Here is a 12,203-nt window from a genome sequence, read left to right as displayed (position 1 = left end):
GAAGCGCAAAGGGAGTCTAATTGGCGGGGGTCAGCGTAGTGATGCCAACCGCCCCGGCGCGTGCGAGATCCGGGTTAAGGGTCATGGGGATATACTCGCCGCGCCGCCAAAGCTCGCCGAGGTCGTCGTAGTGACGGCTGAGCGGGTGTCCCGATTGCCCGGTTGAAATGATGAAGACCGAGCTGTCAGGGTCCGCGAAATCGTAGACGCCGCGGTACCCTGCTCCGTGCACGTTCTGGAACGGATCAGGGCCGTTGCCGCGGGTCATTGCCCGTTGCAGGGTCTGGTCTCCACCGCTGGTGGATTGGCGGATGTTCACAAGCCAGGAAATCCAGCCGACATCGCCGAGTACGGTGTGGTCATGGGTTGCTTCGTGGGCGTCGCCCCAGCGCAGGCTTTCAAGCGCAGGACCATAGCGTTCCTCGATCCAGAGAATGGCATCGTCAAGCGCAAGGCGCGAGAGGTCGGAGCAGGTCTCGACCGGGGCGCTTTGAATGACGTCGCACCAGGCGGAGGCCCCGTCAATATCGCGAAATACGCGTTCGAGGAAAACCGGTTCGGGGCGTTGGAAATCTGCGCTGAAGGGGCCGATTTCGTCGCGGATCAGGCGATCCTGCAAGGCGCGCATCCAGGCCGCGTAGATCAGGGGCTCGGGAAGATGCTCGTTCATCTCGCCGTTCCATTCCGCCAGCAGATCAAGCGCGCGGCGGCGTTGGCGTTCGATCGTGCCTTCGGCGGCGGCTTCTCCGGTGAACCAGAGGTCGCGTGCGACGAGGGGCAAGAGCGTGCGCGCGGTCACCGATACGGTGTCCAGTTGCGCTTCGATGAAGCTTTCGCGCGTGTGGACTTCGCGGGTTTGCATCAGCCGTTGCCAACGTTGCACGCGCTGGGTGTCGCCCCATTCGAAGCTGACGTGCAGCGGGAAGGGACGGTCGATGATCTTGTTGTTCGTGTTGCCGACGATGCCTCCGTCGGTCGGCCGAATTTCGGGGTTCGCGGCGTAGGACATCATGCCTTGCCAGTGGTTTTCAGGCAGCCAGCCCGGCGAAGGCATCCGGCCTTGGGTCTGGTGGCGTGCCGCGCGGCGCGGCAGGGCGCCGATAACCTTCATGGCTACGTTTTCGCGGTCGACGACGGTCAGGTTTTGCGACGTGGCCACGAAATCCTCGCCGGCCACGAGGGCCTCGTCGATGTTTTGGGCACGCATGATCTTCAGAAGCGATTGCAGCGAAGTATCGGTGTCACTGAGGGCCGTCCATGCAACGGACGCGACATGGCCGGCGGGTGTGATCGCGGAAAGTCCGAACTGCTTGCCTTCTAGGATGGGTCCGTTGTCGGACCAACGCAGAGTGAGGCGGATCGGGTCTGCATCGTTAATGTTTATGATGGATTGCCGTGATCGCAGGGTTTTCCAGCCGTCGGGTGCCAGAACCTGCTCGGAATTGTCGGGGTTCACTTTTTCGATATAGACGTCCTGATCGTCTGCGTAGGAGTTGGTAAGGCCCCAGCCCAAGGCATCTGATCGGCCCACGAGCACAACGGGGGCTCCGGGGAAAGTGCCGCCGATAACGCCGCCGGTTTCAAGTTCGAGCCGTGCAAGATACCAGATCGAAGGCGCGGTGAGTTCAAGGTGCGGATCATTTGCCAGCAGCGTGCTGCCAGCAGCGGAACGCGCGGGCGTGGCAGCCCAGGCGTTGGAGGCCCCTGCAAGTCCTCTTGCCTTGACGGGAGAAAGGGGATCGTGGGGCGCGGGTTCCAGATTGGCGAAAGCCGGAAGTGGCGCGTCAAAGAGCGAGGCATATTCCGGCAGGGCTGCCACGGCGGCACCGGGGGTGTCAGGCAGGATATCGGCGAGACGCGCGTCTGGCAGGATGCGGGACATGTTGGCGCGCAGCACCTCGCGCTGGATGTTTTCGGTCAGGTTGAGCGCCATCAGCTTGCCGATTGCCAGGCTGTCGGCGGGTTGCCAAAGAGCGATATTCGGCTCGAACAACCAGAATTCGGGTGCACCGCGACCGCGAGCGCCTTCGTTCACTTCTCGCAGCCAGGCGTTGACACCGGCGGCGTAGGATCGAAGCGCGGACATGGTGTAGTCGTCCTGTGCGGCGACGGATCTGACCGCAAGCGGGTAGAGATCGAGGCGACGCAAGAGCCGGTCTGTGCTGACGGTGCGTTGGCCGAAAAGCTCGCTCAGGCGGCCCTGTGCGGTGCGGCGCAAGAGCAGGATCTGCCATAAGCGATCCTGCGCGTGCGCAAGGCCAAGTCCGTAATAGACGTCACTGTCGGTTTCTCCGAAGATATGCGGAACATTGGCATTGTCGCGCACGATCTGGACCGGTGCAGAGAGGCCTGTAACGCGCAAATCCTCGTTGTAATCGGGAACCGATCTGGAAAAGAACCAATACAGCAGAAATGTTGCCGCAATCGCGAGCATCACCAATCCGGTCGTTATTCTTGTGAGCCAGCGAAAGAGACGGAGCATGAATGCCTTGTTGACTGCGTTTGCCTGTCCTTTAGGTAAAGCCCGCAAGGCAATGGATGACAAGGGAGGAAGCTATGGCGAAATGTGCATTTTTGGGGCTTGGCGTAATGGGGTATCCCATGGCCGGGCATCTGGCAGCTGCGGGCCACGATGTGACGGTGTTTAATCGCACGTTCTCAAAGGCCGAGGCATGGGAGAAGGAACACGGCGGTGCCGCCGCGGCGACGCCTTCCAAAGCCGCTGAAGGGGCTGATTTCGTTATGGCTTGTGTGGGCAACGACGATGATTTGCGGTCGGTTTGTCTTGGCGAGAACGGTGCTTTCGCGTCGATGAAGGCGGGTTCTGTCTTTGTCGATCACACGACGGTGTCGGCTGCCGTAACGCGCGAGTTATATGCAGCGGCGGACAGTGTGAATGTCTCTTTCGTGGACGCTCCGATTTCGGGCGGGCAGGCGGGGGCCGAAAACGGCCAGCTTTCGATCATGTGCGGTGGTGATCAGGGTGCTTTTGATCGTGCCGAACCAATCATGCAGTCCTATTCCAAGATTTGCCGTCGGATTGGTGAGAGCGGTGCGGGGCAGATGACCAAGATGTGCAATCAGATCGCGATTGCCGGACTTGTGCAGGGGCTGAGCGAGGCGTTGCACTTTGCGAACAAGGCGGGTCTCGATGGGCGCGCGGTTGTCGAGGTTATCTCGCAGGGGGCGGCCGGGTCGTGGCAAATGGCGAACCGGTATGAGACCATGCTGGACGACAAGTTCGAGCACGGATTCGCCGTGGATTGGATGCGCAAGGATCTGGGGATTTGTCTGGCGTCGGCGGATGAGATCGCGGCAAGCCTGCCGGTGACCGCGCTGGTTGATCAGTTCTACAAGGACGTCCAGAAAATGGGTGGTGGACGCTGGGACACGTCCAGCCTGTTCAAGCGCCTTCAGTCGATTTGAACTGAGGAATACAGATGGTTGAGGAATGTCCCTCAACCATCTGATATCTATCCATATTTACGGAATAATCCGCGAGTATTTCGTGCCTTCGACTGATGCGCCAGCAAGCAGTCCAGCCTGACCGAACACAACCGCGATGACCGGCGAAAGCGCGGTCGTGGTTTCCGCCGACAGGTTCGCGCCGCGGTCGTTCACGGCATATTCGACGTCTGCGCCAGCAGCCCAGCCCGAGGATGCCCGGAATTCGGCAAGTGCCTCTTCCGTCATGAAATACAGGACGTGGGCGTATTGCTGTGCGCCAACCTGAAGGCCAAAGCTGGCCTGTGCTGCGGAATAATAGTCAACGGTAATGCCATTCACGCGCAAAGCGCCGCGACCATAAGATCCGCCAAATCCAAAGCCCGCTTCGGTGATCAGCGGCATGACCAGCATACCTACCGATTTTTGCTGCAGATCACGCGTACCAGGGAAATTGACGTCAAGATAGTTCAGCGCTGCATCAACGCGCGCGTCGAGTTTTGCAGCACCCTCGCTGCCAACGCCATTCCCACAGGCGGCCAGCGCCAGGGTTGTGGCCGCAACTCCGCCCAAAAGGGCGCGACGGGACATAGGTTTCATTGGGAAGACCCTCTCATGCTCAATAGTAGCCTCGTTAAGCGACGGCCTTATTTGGCCGCTCGACGCAAATTATAGGGGAGGCCAGCCGGAGAGTCACCCTCTATAGTGGTGGCCACCCCGTGAGGCCGTTGTTTGCTGCTGAGGCCTCAGGCCTTGAGGGCGCGGGCCACGTCCATCGCGAAATAAGTCAGAATCCCATCGCATCCGGCGCGCTTGAAGGCGAGAAGGCTTTCGAACATGGTGCGTTCTTCGTCGAGCCAGCCGTTTTGGGCCGCCGCCTTGATCATCGCGTATTCGCCGGACACCTGGTAGGCGAACGTCGGTGCGCCGAAAGCGTCTTTGACCTGCCGACAGATATCGAGATAGGGCATGCCGGGTTTGACCATCACCATGTCGGCGCCTTCGGAGAGGTCGCGTTCGACAAGGCGCAAGGCCTCGTCGGAATTGCCGGGATCCATCTGGTAGGTTTTCTTGTCGCCGACAAGGAGTCCCGTTGCGCCGACCGCGTCGCGGAACGGGCCATAAAAGGCCGAGGCATATTTGGCGGCATAGCTGAGGATTGCCGTGTCGGTGTGTCCGACGACTTCCAGAGCGTTGCGCATCGCACCGATGCGGCCGTCCATCATGTCGGAGGGACCCAGAATATCCGCACCGGCGTCGGCTTGCGCCACAGCCATTTTCACAAGGGCTTCGACGCTTTCGTCGTTGAGGATGATGCCGTCGCGGACGATGCCGTCGTGGCCGTTGATATTGTAGGGGTCAAGCGCGACATCCGTCATGACCGCAATGTCGGGCACGGCGGCCTTGATGGCGCGTGTGGCGCGGTTCGAAAGGTTGTCGGGGTTCCAGGCTTCGTCGCAGGTTTCGTTCTTGAATTCGGTTTCGATGAAGGGAAAGAGGCAGATGGCGGGAATACCGAGGCGGGCCGCTTCTTCGGCAGATTTGACCACGCGGTCGATGGTCTGGCGCGCAACGCCCGGCATGGACGGCACCGGCGTTTCGGCGTTTTCGCCTTCGCGCACGAAGACCGGCCAGATCAGATCGTCTACACTAAGCGTGTTCTGACGCACAAGGCGACGACGTGCATCCGAAGACTTGGTTCGACGGAACCGCGTTGCGGGATACGGGGCAATGGTCATGACTGCGGTCTTTCGTGCACGGTTTTTGTTCCTTTTGCGGTAGCGAGACGTTGAAGACTGGTCAACCCTCACCGCATTACCTAGTGTCCGGAAAAACATGAAGATCGAGGCGTTTTGTGAACTGGTACGACACTGTTTTTGAAGTCATCGACATGCGGTCTTTTTCCAATCTCTGGTATTGGATTGCGCTGGCTGTCTTATGGTCGTCGGTTAGTCACTGGGTGCTTGGTGTGCCATTTGATATGATCCTGCGCGCACGCCGCGAAAAGGAAGGCGAAGCGATGGACGATCTGCAGGATCTTGTGCGGATCAACGTCAACCGGATTCTCTATATCGCTGAGGTTTCGGGGAGCTGGGCGTTCTTGTTCGGATCAGCGGCGGTGACTGCGCTTGGGCTTATGGCGGTGGTCTATGATGTGGAAATCGCGCAGGCCGTGCTTTTGCTTCTCGGACCCTTGGGCATTCTCGGGCTTTTGTCCTACCGCACGTCGCGGATCATTCGCTCCAGCGGCGTGGAGGGGGCTGAGTTGATCCGAAGACTGATGCGCCATCGGTTCGCAACCCAGATGATCGGCGTTTTGGCGATCTTTGTGACGGCGATGTTCGGCATGTATCAGAACCTATATGTCGGAACCGTCGGTTTTTAAGCCTTCATCTGTTGACACGGGAGCGCTAAAGGGTACCTCCCACCAAGATGTCGAAGCCCCATCATATAACCGTAAGCGGCGCGCCCGAGGGCTTTGATGCGACGCTGGTCCTTGCCGAACTTGAAAAGGCGGATGGCGGGGTCGTGTGTCATGTGGCGCGGGACGACAAGCGCATGGTTGCGATGCGCGAAGCGCTGGCCTTTTTCGCGCCTGATGTTGCTGTCGTGACCTTTCCCGGCTGGGACTGCCTGCCGTATGATCGCGTGTCGCCAAACGCCGATATATCGGCGGCCCGGATGGCGACATTGGCAGCATTGGTTCATGATATGCCAAAGCGGTTCGTTCTGCTGACGACGCTGAATGCGGCGACGCAGCGGGTGCCGGCGCGGTCGCTTTTGAAGGAAGCGGCGTTTACCGCAAGCGTTGGTTCACGCGTCGATGAAGAGGCGCTGCGCAATTTTCTGGTGCGCATGGGCTTCGTTCAGGCGCCGACAGTGACCGAGCCCGGGGACTATGCCATTCGGGGCGGCATAATTGACATTTATCCACCGGGGGATGGCGGTCCGGTCCGGCTCGATTTCTTCGGCGATACTCTGGATGGCGCGCGTCGGTTCGATCCGGCCACGCAGCGCACCACGGAAAAGCTGGACTTCATCGAGCTGGCACCGGTCAGCGAGATCATTCTGGACGAGGCGGCGATCACACGGTTTCGGCAGAATTATCGGTTGGAATTCGGCGCGGCGGGCACGGATGATCCGCTTTATGAGGCGGTCAGTGCCGGACGCAAGCACGCCGGTGTCGAGCATTGGCTATCGTTCTTTCACGAACGTCTTGAGACACTCTTCGACTATCTGCCACATGCCACCATCGCTTTGGACGACCAGTCAACGGCGATGCGTCTGTCGCGTTGGGAAGCGATCGAGGATCAGTATGACACGCGCCGCGAAGCGTTGACGGCGAAAGGGCGGATTGACAGCGTTTACAAGCCCACGCCCCCGTCCGGTTTGTACCTTGACGAAGCGGCATGGGATGCAGCGGTCGGCGGCCACCGGGTTCTGCAGTTTTCAGCCTTGCCGCAGCCAAACGGCCCCGGCGTGATCGATGCGTCAGGACGCATCGGGCGCGATTTCGCCCCCGAGCGGCAACAGGAATCCATAAGTCTTTTCGGTGCTTTGGCGGCACATGTGCAGGAGCGCCGCAAGACGGCCCAGGTTGTGATTGCCTCCTATTCGGAGGGCGCGCGCGAGCGTCTTCAGGGGTTGATGGAAGATCAGGATATCACTGGGGCGACGCTGATTAACGACTGGCGCGATGTGCCGGACGGTAAGGGTGGCGTCTTTCTGGCGGTCTGGGCTTTGGATCACGGGTTTGACCAGCGGGACAGGCTTTGTGTGATCTCGGAGCAGGATGTTCTGGGCGACCGGTTAGTGCGTGCGCCGAAGAAAAAACGCCGGGCCGAGAACTTTCTGACCGAGCATCAGACGCTTAGTCCGAACGATCTGATCGTCCACGTTGATCACGGCGTGGGCCGCTATATGGGTCTGGAAGTGGTCACCGCCCTTGGAGCGCCGCACGAGTGTATTCATCTTGAATACGCAGGGGGCGACCGGCTGTACCTTCCGGTCGAGAACATCGAACTTTTAAGCCGCTATGGACACGAGGAAGGACTGCTCGACAAGCTGGGCGGCGGCGCTTGGCAGGCCAAGAAGGCCAAGCTGAAAGAGCGTATCCGCGAGGTTGCCGACAAGCTGATCCGCGTCGCCGCCGAGCGCCTGCTGCGCACGGCACCGGTTCTGGTGCCGCCCGACGGGATGTGGGACGCGTTTTCGGCGCGCTTTCCATATCAGGAGACTGACGATCAACTGAAGGCGATCAACGAGACGCTGGACGATCTTGCCAGCGGAAGGCCGATGGATCGTCTTGTTTGCGGTGATGTTGGGTTTGGTAAGACCGAAGTGGCGATGCGCGCGGCGTTTGCGGCGGCCATGTCGGGTGTGCAGGTCGCAATCATTGCGCCGACCACGCTTTTGGCACGACAGCACGCCAAGGGGTTCAAGGAGCGGTTCCGGGGTTTTCCGATCGAGGTGCGGCAGTTGTCGCGGTTCGTTTCGACCAAGCGCGCCAACGAAACGCGCGACGGTCTGGCGTGCGGCACCGTTGATATCGTCATCGGCACACATGCCTTGCTTGCCAAGGGTGTACGTTTTCAGAACCTTGGCCTTTTGATCATCGACGAAGAGCAGCACTTTGGCGTGAGCCATAAAGAGCGGCTGAAACAGATGCGAACCGATATTCACGTGCTGACGCTGACGGCGACGCCGATCCCGCGCACATTACAGCTTTCCCTGACCGGGGTGCGGGACTTGTCGATTATCGGCACTCCGCCGGTCGACCGCCTTGCTATCCGCACCTATGTCAGCGAATTCGACACGATTACGCTGCGCGAGGCGCTGTTGCGCGAACACTACCGTGGGGGGCAGTCGTTCTTTGTTGTGCCTCGCATTTCGGATCTTCCAGAGATGGAGGACTGGCTGAAAACCCAGGTTCCCGAAGTGTCTTACGTCATCGCGCACGGGCAGATGGCCGCGGGCGAACTGGATGACCGGATGAACGCCTTTTATGACGGCAAGTATGACGTCTTGCTGGCGACGACGATTGTGGAATCGGGGTTGGACATTCCGACCGCGAACACGATGGTCGTGCACCGCGCGGATATGTTCGGGCTGGCGCAGCTTTACCAAATTCGCGGCCGCGTGGGGCGTTCAAAGACGCGTGCCTATGCGTATCTGACCACGAAACCCCGTCAGCGCCTGACGCTTCAGGCCGAGAAACGACTGCGTGTTCTGGGCTCGCTCGACAGTCTTGGTGCGGGATTTACACTGGCCAGTCAGGATCTCGATATTCGGGGCGCCGGCAATCTGTTGGGCGAGGAGCAATCCGGGCATGTGCGCGAGGTGGGCTACGAGCTTTATCAGTCGATGCTTGAAGAGGCGATCGCCAAGATCAAGGCAGGCGAACTGGAAGGTCTGAGCGAGGCCGACGATCAATGGGCGCCACAGATCAACCTTGGTGTGCCGGTACTAATCCCCGAAGATTATGTGCCGGATCTGGATGTGCGGCTTGGTCTTTACCGCAGACTTTCGGGGCTTCAGTCGAAGGTCGAGCTTGAGGGCTTTGCGGCTGAGTTGATTGACCGTTTCGGCAAGTTGCCAAAAGAAGTGAATACGCTGCTTTTGGTGGTTCGCATCAAGGCCGAGTGCAAGAAGGCAGGGATTGCGCGTCTGGATACGGGTCCAAAAGGTGCGACGATCCAGTTTCACCGCGACAAGTTCGCGGACCCTGCCGGGCTGGTTGATTTCATCAAAGACCAGCGCGGGCTGGCGAAGGTCAAGGACAACAAGATCGTGGTGCGACGCGATTGGGCAAAGTCGAGTGACAAGATCAAAGGCGCTTTTGCCATCGCACGCGATCTTGCGTCAAAGGTGCAGGCTTCCAAGGCGAAGTGACCCGCTGGATCAGGCCGCGATTTCGGCGTTGCTAATGCGGATTACGATTATCCACGAGACAATCGCAGCCCCCAGCACGCCAATGGCGATAGGCAGGGGCGTGCCGTCAAACGACAGGCTGATTGGCGCGGCGATCAGAACGGAGGCGATCGTTGCCGTGGCCGAGATGATCGAGGCGGCAAGCCCGGCCATATGCCCCATAGGATCCATCGCAACCGCGTTCAGATTTCCGATCCCAAGCCCTGCCATGTAAAAGACCGACACGAGCCAGAAGAAGAAACAGGCGAAGGCAACGTCCCAAGGTAGCGTCACTAGGGTCAGCGAACCGATAAACGCTACAGAGATCAGAATTTGAACGGCGAGCGACCACGCGACGACCCTTTGCATGCCGATGCGCAGGACGATTGTCGCGTTCAAAAGGCTGGCGGATGCGGAAATGGCGGCGCAGAGCCCGAACCAGAGCGGATAACTTGCCCCGAGGTCGAAACTTTGATTGAAAATTTGCTGCGACGACATGAGCGCGGTGAAGAGCATCGCGTAGATGAGGGTCTGTGAAAAGATGGCCAGACGAACCTGGCGGTTGGCAAACACTTCCTTGATACCATTCCAGATTTCCTTGGCGCGAAAGGGTCGACGGGCGTCTGGCGGCAGGGTCTCGGGTTGCCTCAGGACCAGCCAGCACACCGAGATGAGAGCGAAGACTGCGAACGAGTAGTAAATCGTGCGCCATCCGAAGGCCCATGCTATGGCCGCGCCCATGGTGGGGGCGATGACGGGAACCAGCGTGAAGACGATCATCACAAAGCTGACGATCCGGGCCATTTGCCTGCCGGAAAAGAGATCGCGGGTTATAGCGACAGCCACAACGCGGGGGCCTGCGGCTCCGACGCCTTGGAGTGTGCGCGCCACCAGCATCGTCTCGAGGTTGGGCGCCAGCGCGCCCAAAAGTGCCCCGATGATGTAGAGGAACGCACCCCAGATCGCGATTTTGTGGCGTCCGTAGGTGTCACTCAGAGGGCCGGCGAAAAGGGTTCCCAATCCCATTCCGACAATGAAAGCCGCAATGACAAGTTGCACCTGATTGGGGTCCTCGGGTGCCAGTGCTTCGGCAAGGTCCGGCAAGACCGGCAGCATCGCGTCGATCGAAAACGCGACTGTCGCTGTCAGCATCGCCAACAGCGCAACCAACTCGGCGCGGGAAATCGGCGTTGCCGGGGACGTGGGCATTTACTCTTTCGGCGCGTTCAGAATCTCGGTCATTTCGTCGATGACCTGCATCCATAGTTCGGGTGGTTGCGCGCCGGGAACAACGTGCTGATTGGCAATCACGAAGGTCGGAACACCTGTAACGCCGCGTTCGCGGGCGTGGGCGTCGCGGGTACGAATGTCGTCGAAGTCGGCATCCGAGTCCAGAAGGCGCTGGGTCACGGCGCGGTCCATTTCGATGCCTTCGGCGATATCGAGGAGAACGTCGTGGTTTCCGATATCGCGGCCTTCTTCGAAATAGGCCTTGAACAGGCGTGTGACAGCAGCGGTCTGGCGCCCTTCAAGTCCAGCCCAATGGATCAGCCGGTGCCCGTTGATCGTGTTCGGGGTGCGGTCGATTCCGGCGAAGTCGATCTTCAGACCCGCAGCCAGTGCGGCTTCCTCGATCCTTGCGTATACACTTACGGCCTGTGCGCGACCGCCGAATTTTGTCTCGAGGTATTCCCGTCGGTCCATGCCAGCCTCGGGCATGTCCGGGTTGAGCTGAAACGGATGCCACTCGATCGCAAAACGATGGTCGGGGCGCGCTTCGAGGGCCCGGTCAAGGTGCGCTTTGCCGATGTAGCACCACGGGCAAATCGGGTCGGAAAGAATGTCGAGTTTTATCATAATGCGTCGTCTGTCGCAGTCCGGGCGGCGGGGTGCAAGGTTTTTTGACCCGGTCCACGAGATTGCAAGATGATCGGGGCAAAGCTATATCGCGCGGATGGCAGCGAAAGTGACTCCAAGCGTATTGAAACTGGCCCGGGGTGCGCAAAACGACCCGAGTGTCGAGGCCACGCCGTTGGATTTGGGGCAGCGTGTCCGCGATCTGCGCAAGTCCCGTGGCTGGACGCTTGAGCAGGCGGCGTCGCAGGCGGGGCTTGCGCGATCGACGCTGTCGAAGATCGAGAACGGTCAGATGTCGCCAACTTATGCCGCTTTGAAAAAGCTGGCCGTTGGTCTTGAAATTTCGGTGCCGCAACTTTTCACGCCGCCGGAAACCAATCAGGTCATGGGGCGGATGGCGGTGACAAAGGTCGGCGAAGGGCAGGCGCATCCGACAGTCACATACGAGCATGAGATGTTGGCGGGTGCGCTGAGCACGAAGTCGATGCTGCCGTACCGGGCGCGCATCAGGGCGCGTTCCATGGAGGAGTTCGATGGGTGGGTGCGCCATGACGGCGAGGAATTCCTGTTGGTTCTGACAGGAACGATCCGGCTTTATACCGAGTTTTACGAGCCGACCGACATGCGGCGCGGTGACAGTGCCTATTATGACGCCGCGATGGGCCACAACGTCATTTCGACCAGTCAGGAAGATGCAACGATCCTGTGGGTCACGGCTTTGGGGCGGTCTGCTTAGGCGACTTCGGCTTGTGGCGTTTGCGGTGCATGAATACCGAAGAAAGCTTCGACCGTTTCCGTTGTTTCCGCGATTGTCAGGTCATGGATTTGTGCAAGATAGCGCATGAGCGCCTTTGCATGGCCGGATAGGGCGGCGACCACTTGCGGGTCGGCATGTGCGAAGATGCCCGCCAACAGGTCCGGGTCGGTGTTTGTTGGTTTGAAAGCGATTGAGCCGATCATCATAGGTCCTTCCTTTGGTCGCGCCTTCAAAC

10 protein-coding genes are annotated in these 12,203 nt (G+C 59.7%); 4 read left to right on the top strand and 6 right to left on the bottom strand.

Annotated features, from left to right (window positions below; translation table 11 throughout):
• Positions 1-16: 16 nt before the first annotated feature.
• A complete protein-coding gene (locus BOA8489_RS01770; RefSeq protein ID WP_093972247.1) occupies positions 17-2,482 on the bottom strand; it encodes a penicillin acylase family protein in 2,466 nt (821 codons plus the stop codon).
• Positions 2,483-2,538: 56 nt separating this feature from the next.
• On the opposite strand from BOA8489_RS01770, the gene BOA8489_RS01765 reads away from it, so the two are divergent.
• On the top strand, positions 2,539-3,426 hold the full coding sequence (locus BOA8489_RS01765) for an NAD(P)-dependent oxidoreductase (protein WP_281256159.1): 888 nt from the start codon (positions 2,539-2,541) through the stop codon (positions 3,424-3,426).
• 57 nt (positions 3,427-3,483) lie between these two features.
• Here the strand turns inward: BOA8489_RS01765 and BOA8489_RS01760 are convergent, their stop codons facing one another.
• Together BOA8489_RS01760 and hemB are read right to left on the bottom strand one after the other, a co-directional pair.
• Positions 3,484-4,044 (bottom strand): lipid-binding SYLF domain-containing protein, encoded by a 561-nt coding sequence (locus tag BOA8489_RS01760; protein WP_093972245.1) that lies wholly within the window; start codon positions 4,042-4,044, stop codon positions 3,484-3,486.
• A gap of 146 nt (positions 4,045-4,190) precedes the next feature.
• Entirely contained in the window at positions 4,191-5,183 is a 993-nt protein-coding gene (gene hemB / locus BOA8489_RS01755; protein ID WP_093972244.1) for a porphobilinogen synthase, read from the bottom strand.
• A gap of 116 nt (positions 5,184-5,299) precedes the next feature.
• Here hemB and BOA8489_RS01750 point away from each other — a divergent pair, with 116 nt between their 5' ends.
• The gene (locus BOA8489_RS01750) at positions 5,300-5,830 is read left to right on the top strand and encodes a component of SufBCD complex (protein WP_093972243.1); all 531 of its coding nucleotides are present in this window, start codon (positions 5,300-5,302) and stop codon (positions 5,828-5,830) included.
• Between the two features lie 47 nt (positions 5,831-5,877).
• Entirely contained in the window at positions 5,878-9,336 is a 3,459-nt protein-coding gene (gene mfd, locus BOA8489_RS01745) for a transcription-repair coupling factor (protein WP_093972242.1), read from the top strand.
• Positions 9,337-9,345: 9 nt separating this feature from the next.
• On the opposite strand, the gene BOA8489_RS01740 is transcribed toward mfd, so the two are convergent.
• Both BOA8489_RS01740 and BOA8489_RS01735 read right to left on the bottom strand, forming a co-directional pair.
• Positions 9,346-10,563 carry a multidrug effflux MFS transporter gene (locus tag BOA8489_RS01740; protein ID WP_093972241.1) on the bottom strand — a complete coding sequence of 406 codons (1,218 nt, stop codon included), beginning with the start codon at positions 10,561-10,563 and terminating at the stop codon, positions 9,346-9,348.
• Positions 10,564-11,211 (bottom strand): DsbA family oxidoreductase, encoded by a 648-nt coding sequence (locus BOA8489_RS01735; protein WP_093972240.1) that lies wholly within the window; start codon positions 11,209-11,211, stop codon positions 10,564-10,566.
• 97 nt (positions 11,212-11,308) lie between these two features.
• Between BOA8489_RS01735 and BOA8489_RS01730 the strand changes: the two genes are divergently transcribed.
• On the top strand, positions 11,309-11,947 hold the full coding sequence (locus tag BOA8489_RS01730) for a helix-turn-helix domain-containing protein (RefSeq protein WP_093972239.1): 639 nt from the start codon (positions 11,309-11,311) through the stop codon (positions 11,945-11,947).
• On the opposite strand, the gene BOA8489_RS01725 is transcribed toward BOA8489_RS01730, so the two are convergent.
• Entirely contained in the window at positions 11,944-12,174 is a 231-nt protein-coding gene (locus tag BOA8489_RS01725) for a hypothetical protein (protein ID WP_093972238.1), read from the bottom strand. The genes BOA8489_RS01730 and BOA8489_RS01725 overlap by 4 nt on opposite strands.
• Positions 12,175-12,203 lie beyond the last annotated feature (29 nt).

Origin of the sequence: Boseongicola aestuarii (assembly GCF_900184815.1) — a bacterium.
Classification (GTDB): Bacteria; Pseudomonadota; Alphaproteobacteria; order Rhodobacterales; family Rhodobacteraceae; genus Boseongicola; species Boseongicola aestuarii.
This window is presented reverse-complemented; position numbering and strand designations above follow the sequence as displayed.

What these genes read in the sequence shown, in the direction of transcription:
- BOA8489_RS01770 (WP_093972247.1), bottom strand. Translation starts at nt 2,482, where the DNA reads ATGCTCCGTCTCTTTCGCTGGCTCACAAGAATAACGACCGGATTGGTG.
- BOA8489_RS01765 (WP_281256159.1), top strand. Translation starts at nt 2,539, where the DNA reads ATGACAAGGGAGGAAGCTATGGCGAAATGTGCATTTTTGGGGCTTGGC.
- BOA8489_RS01760 (WP_093972245.1), bottom strand. Translation starts at nt 4,044, where the DNA reads ATGAAACCTATGTCCCGTCGCGCCCTTTTGGGCGGAGTTGCGGCCACA.
- hemB (WP_093972244.1), bottom strand. Translation starts at nt 5,183, where the DNA reads ATGACCATTGCCCCGTATCCCGCAACGCGGTTCCGTCGAACCAAGTCT.
- mfd (WP_093972242.1), top strand. Translation starts at nt 5,878, where the DNA reads ATGTCGAAGCCCCATCATATAACCGTAAGCGGCGCGCCCGAGGGCTTT.
- BOA8489_RS01740 (WP_093972241.1), bottom strand. Translation starts at nt 10,563, where the DNA reads ATGCCCACGTCCCCGGCAACGCCGATTTCCCGCGCCGAGTTGGTTGCG.
- BOA8489_RS01735 (WP_093972240.1), bottom strand. Translation starts at nt 11,211, where the DNA reads ATGATAAAACTCGACATTCTTTCCGACCCGATTTGCCCGTGGTGCTAC.
- BOA8489_RS01730 (WP_093972239.1), top strand. Translation starts at nt 11,309, where the DNA reads ATGGCAGCGAAAGTGACTCCAAGCGTATTGAAACTGGCCCGGGGTGCG.
- BOA8489_RS01725 (WP_093972238.1), bottom strand. Translation starts at nt 12,174, where the DNA reads ATGATGATCGGCTCAATCGCTTTCAAACCAACAAACACCGACCCGGAC.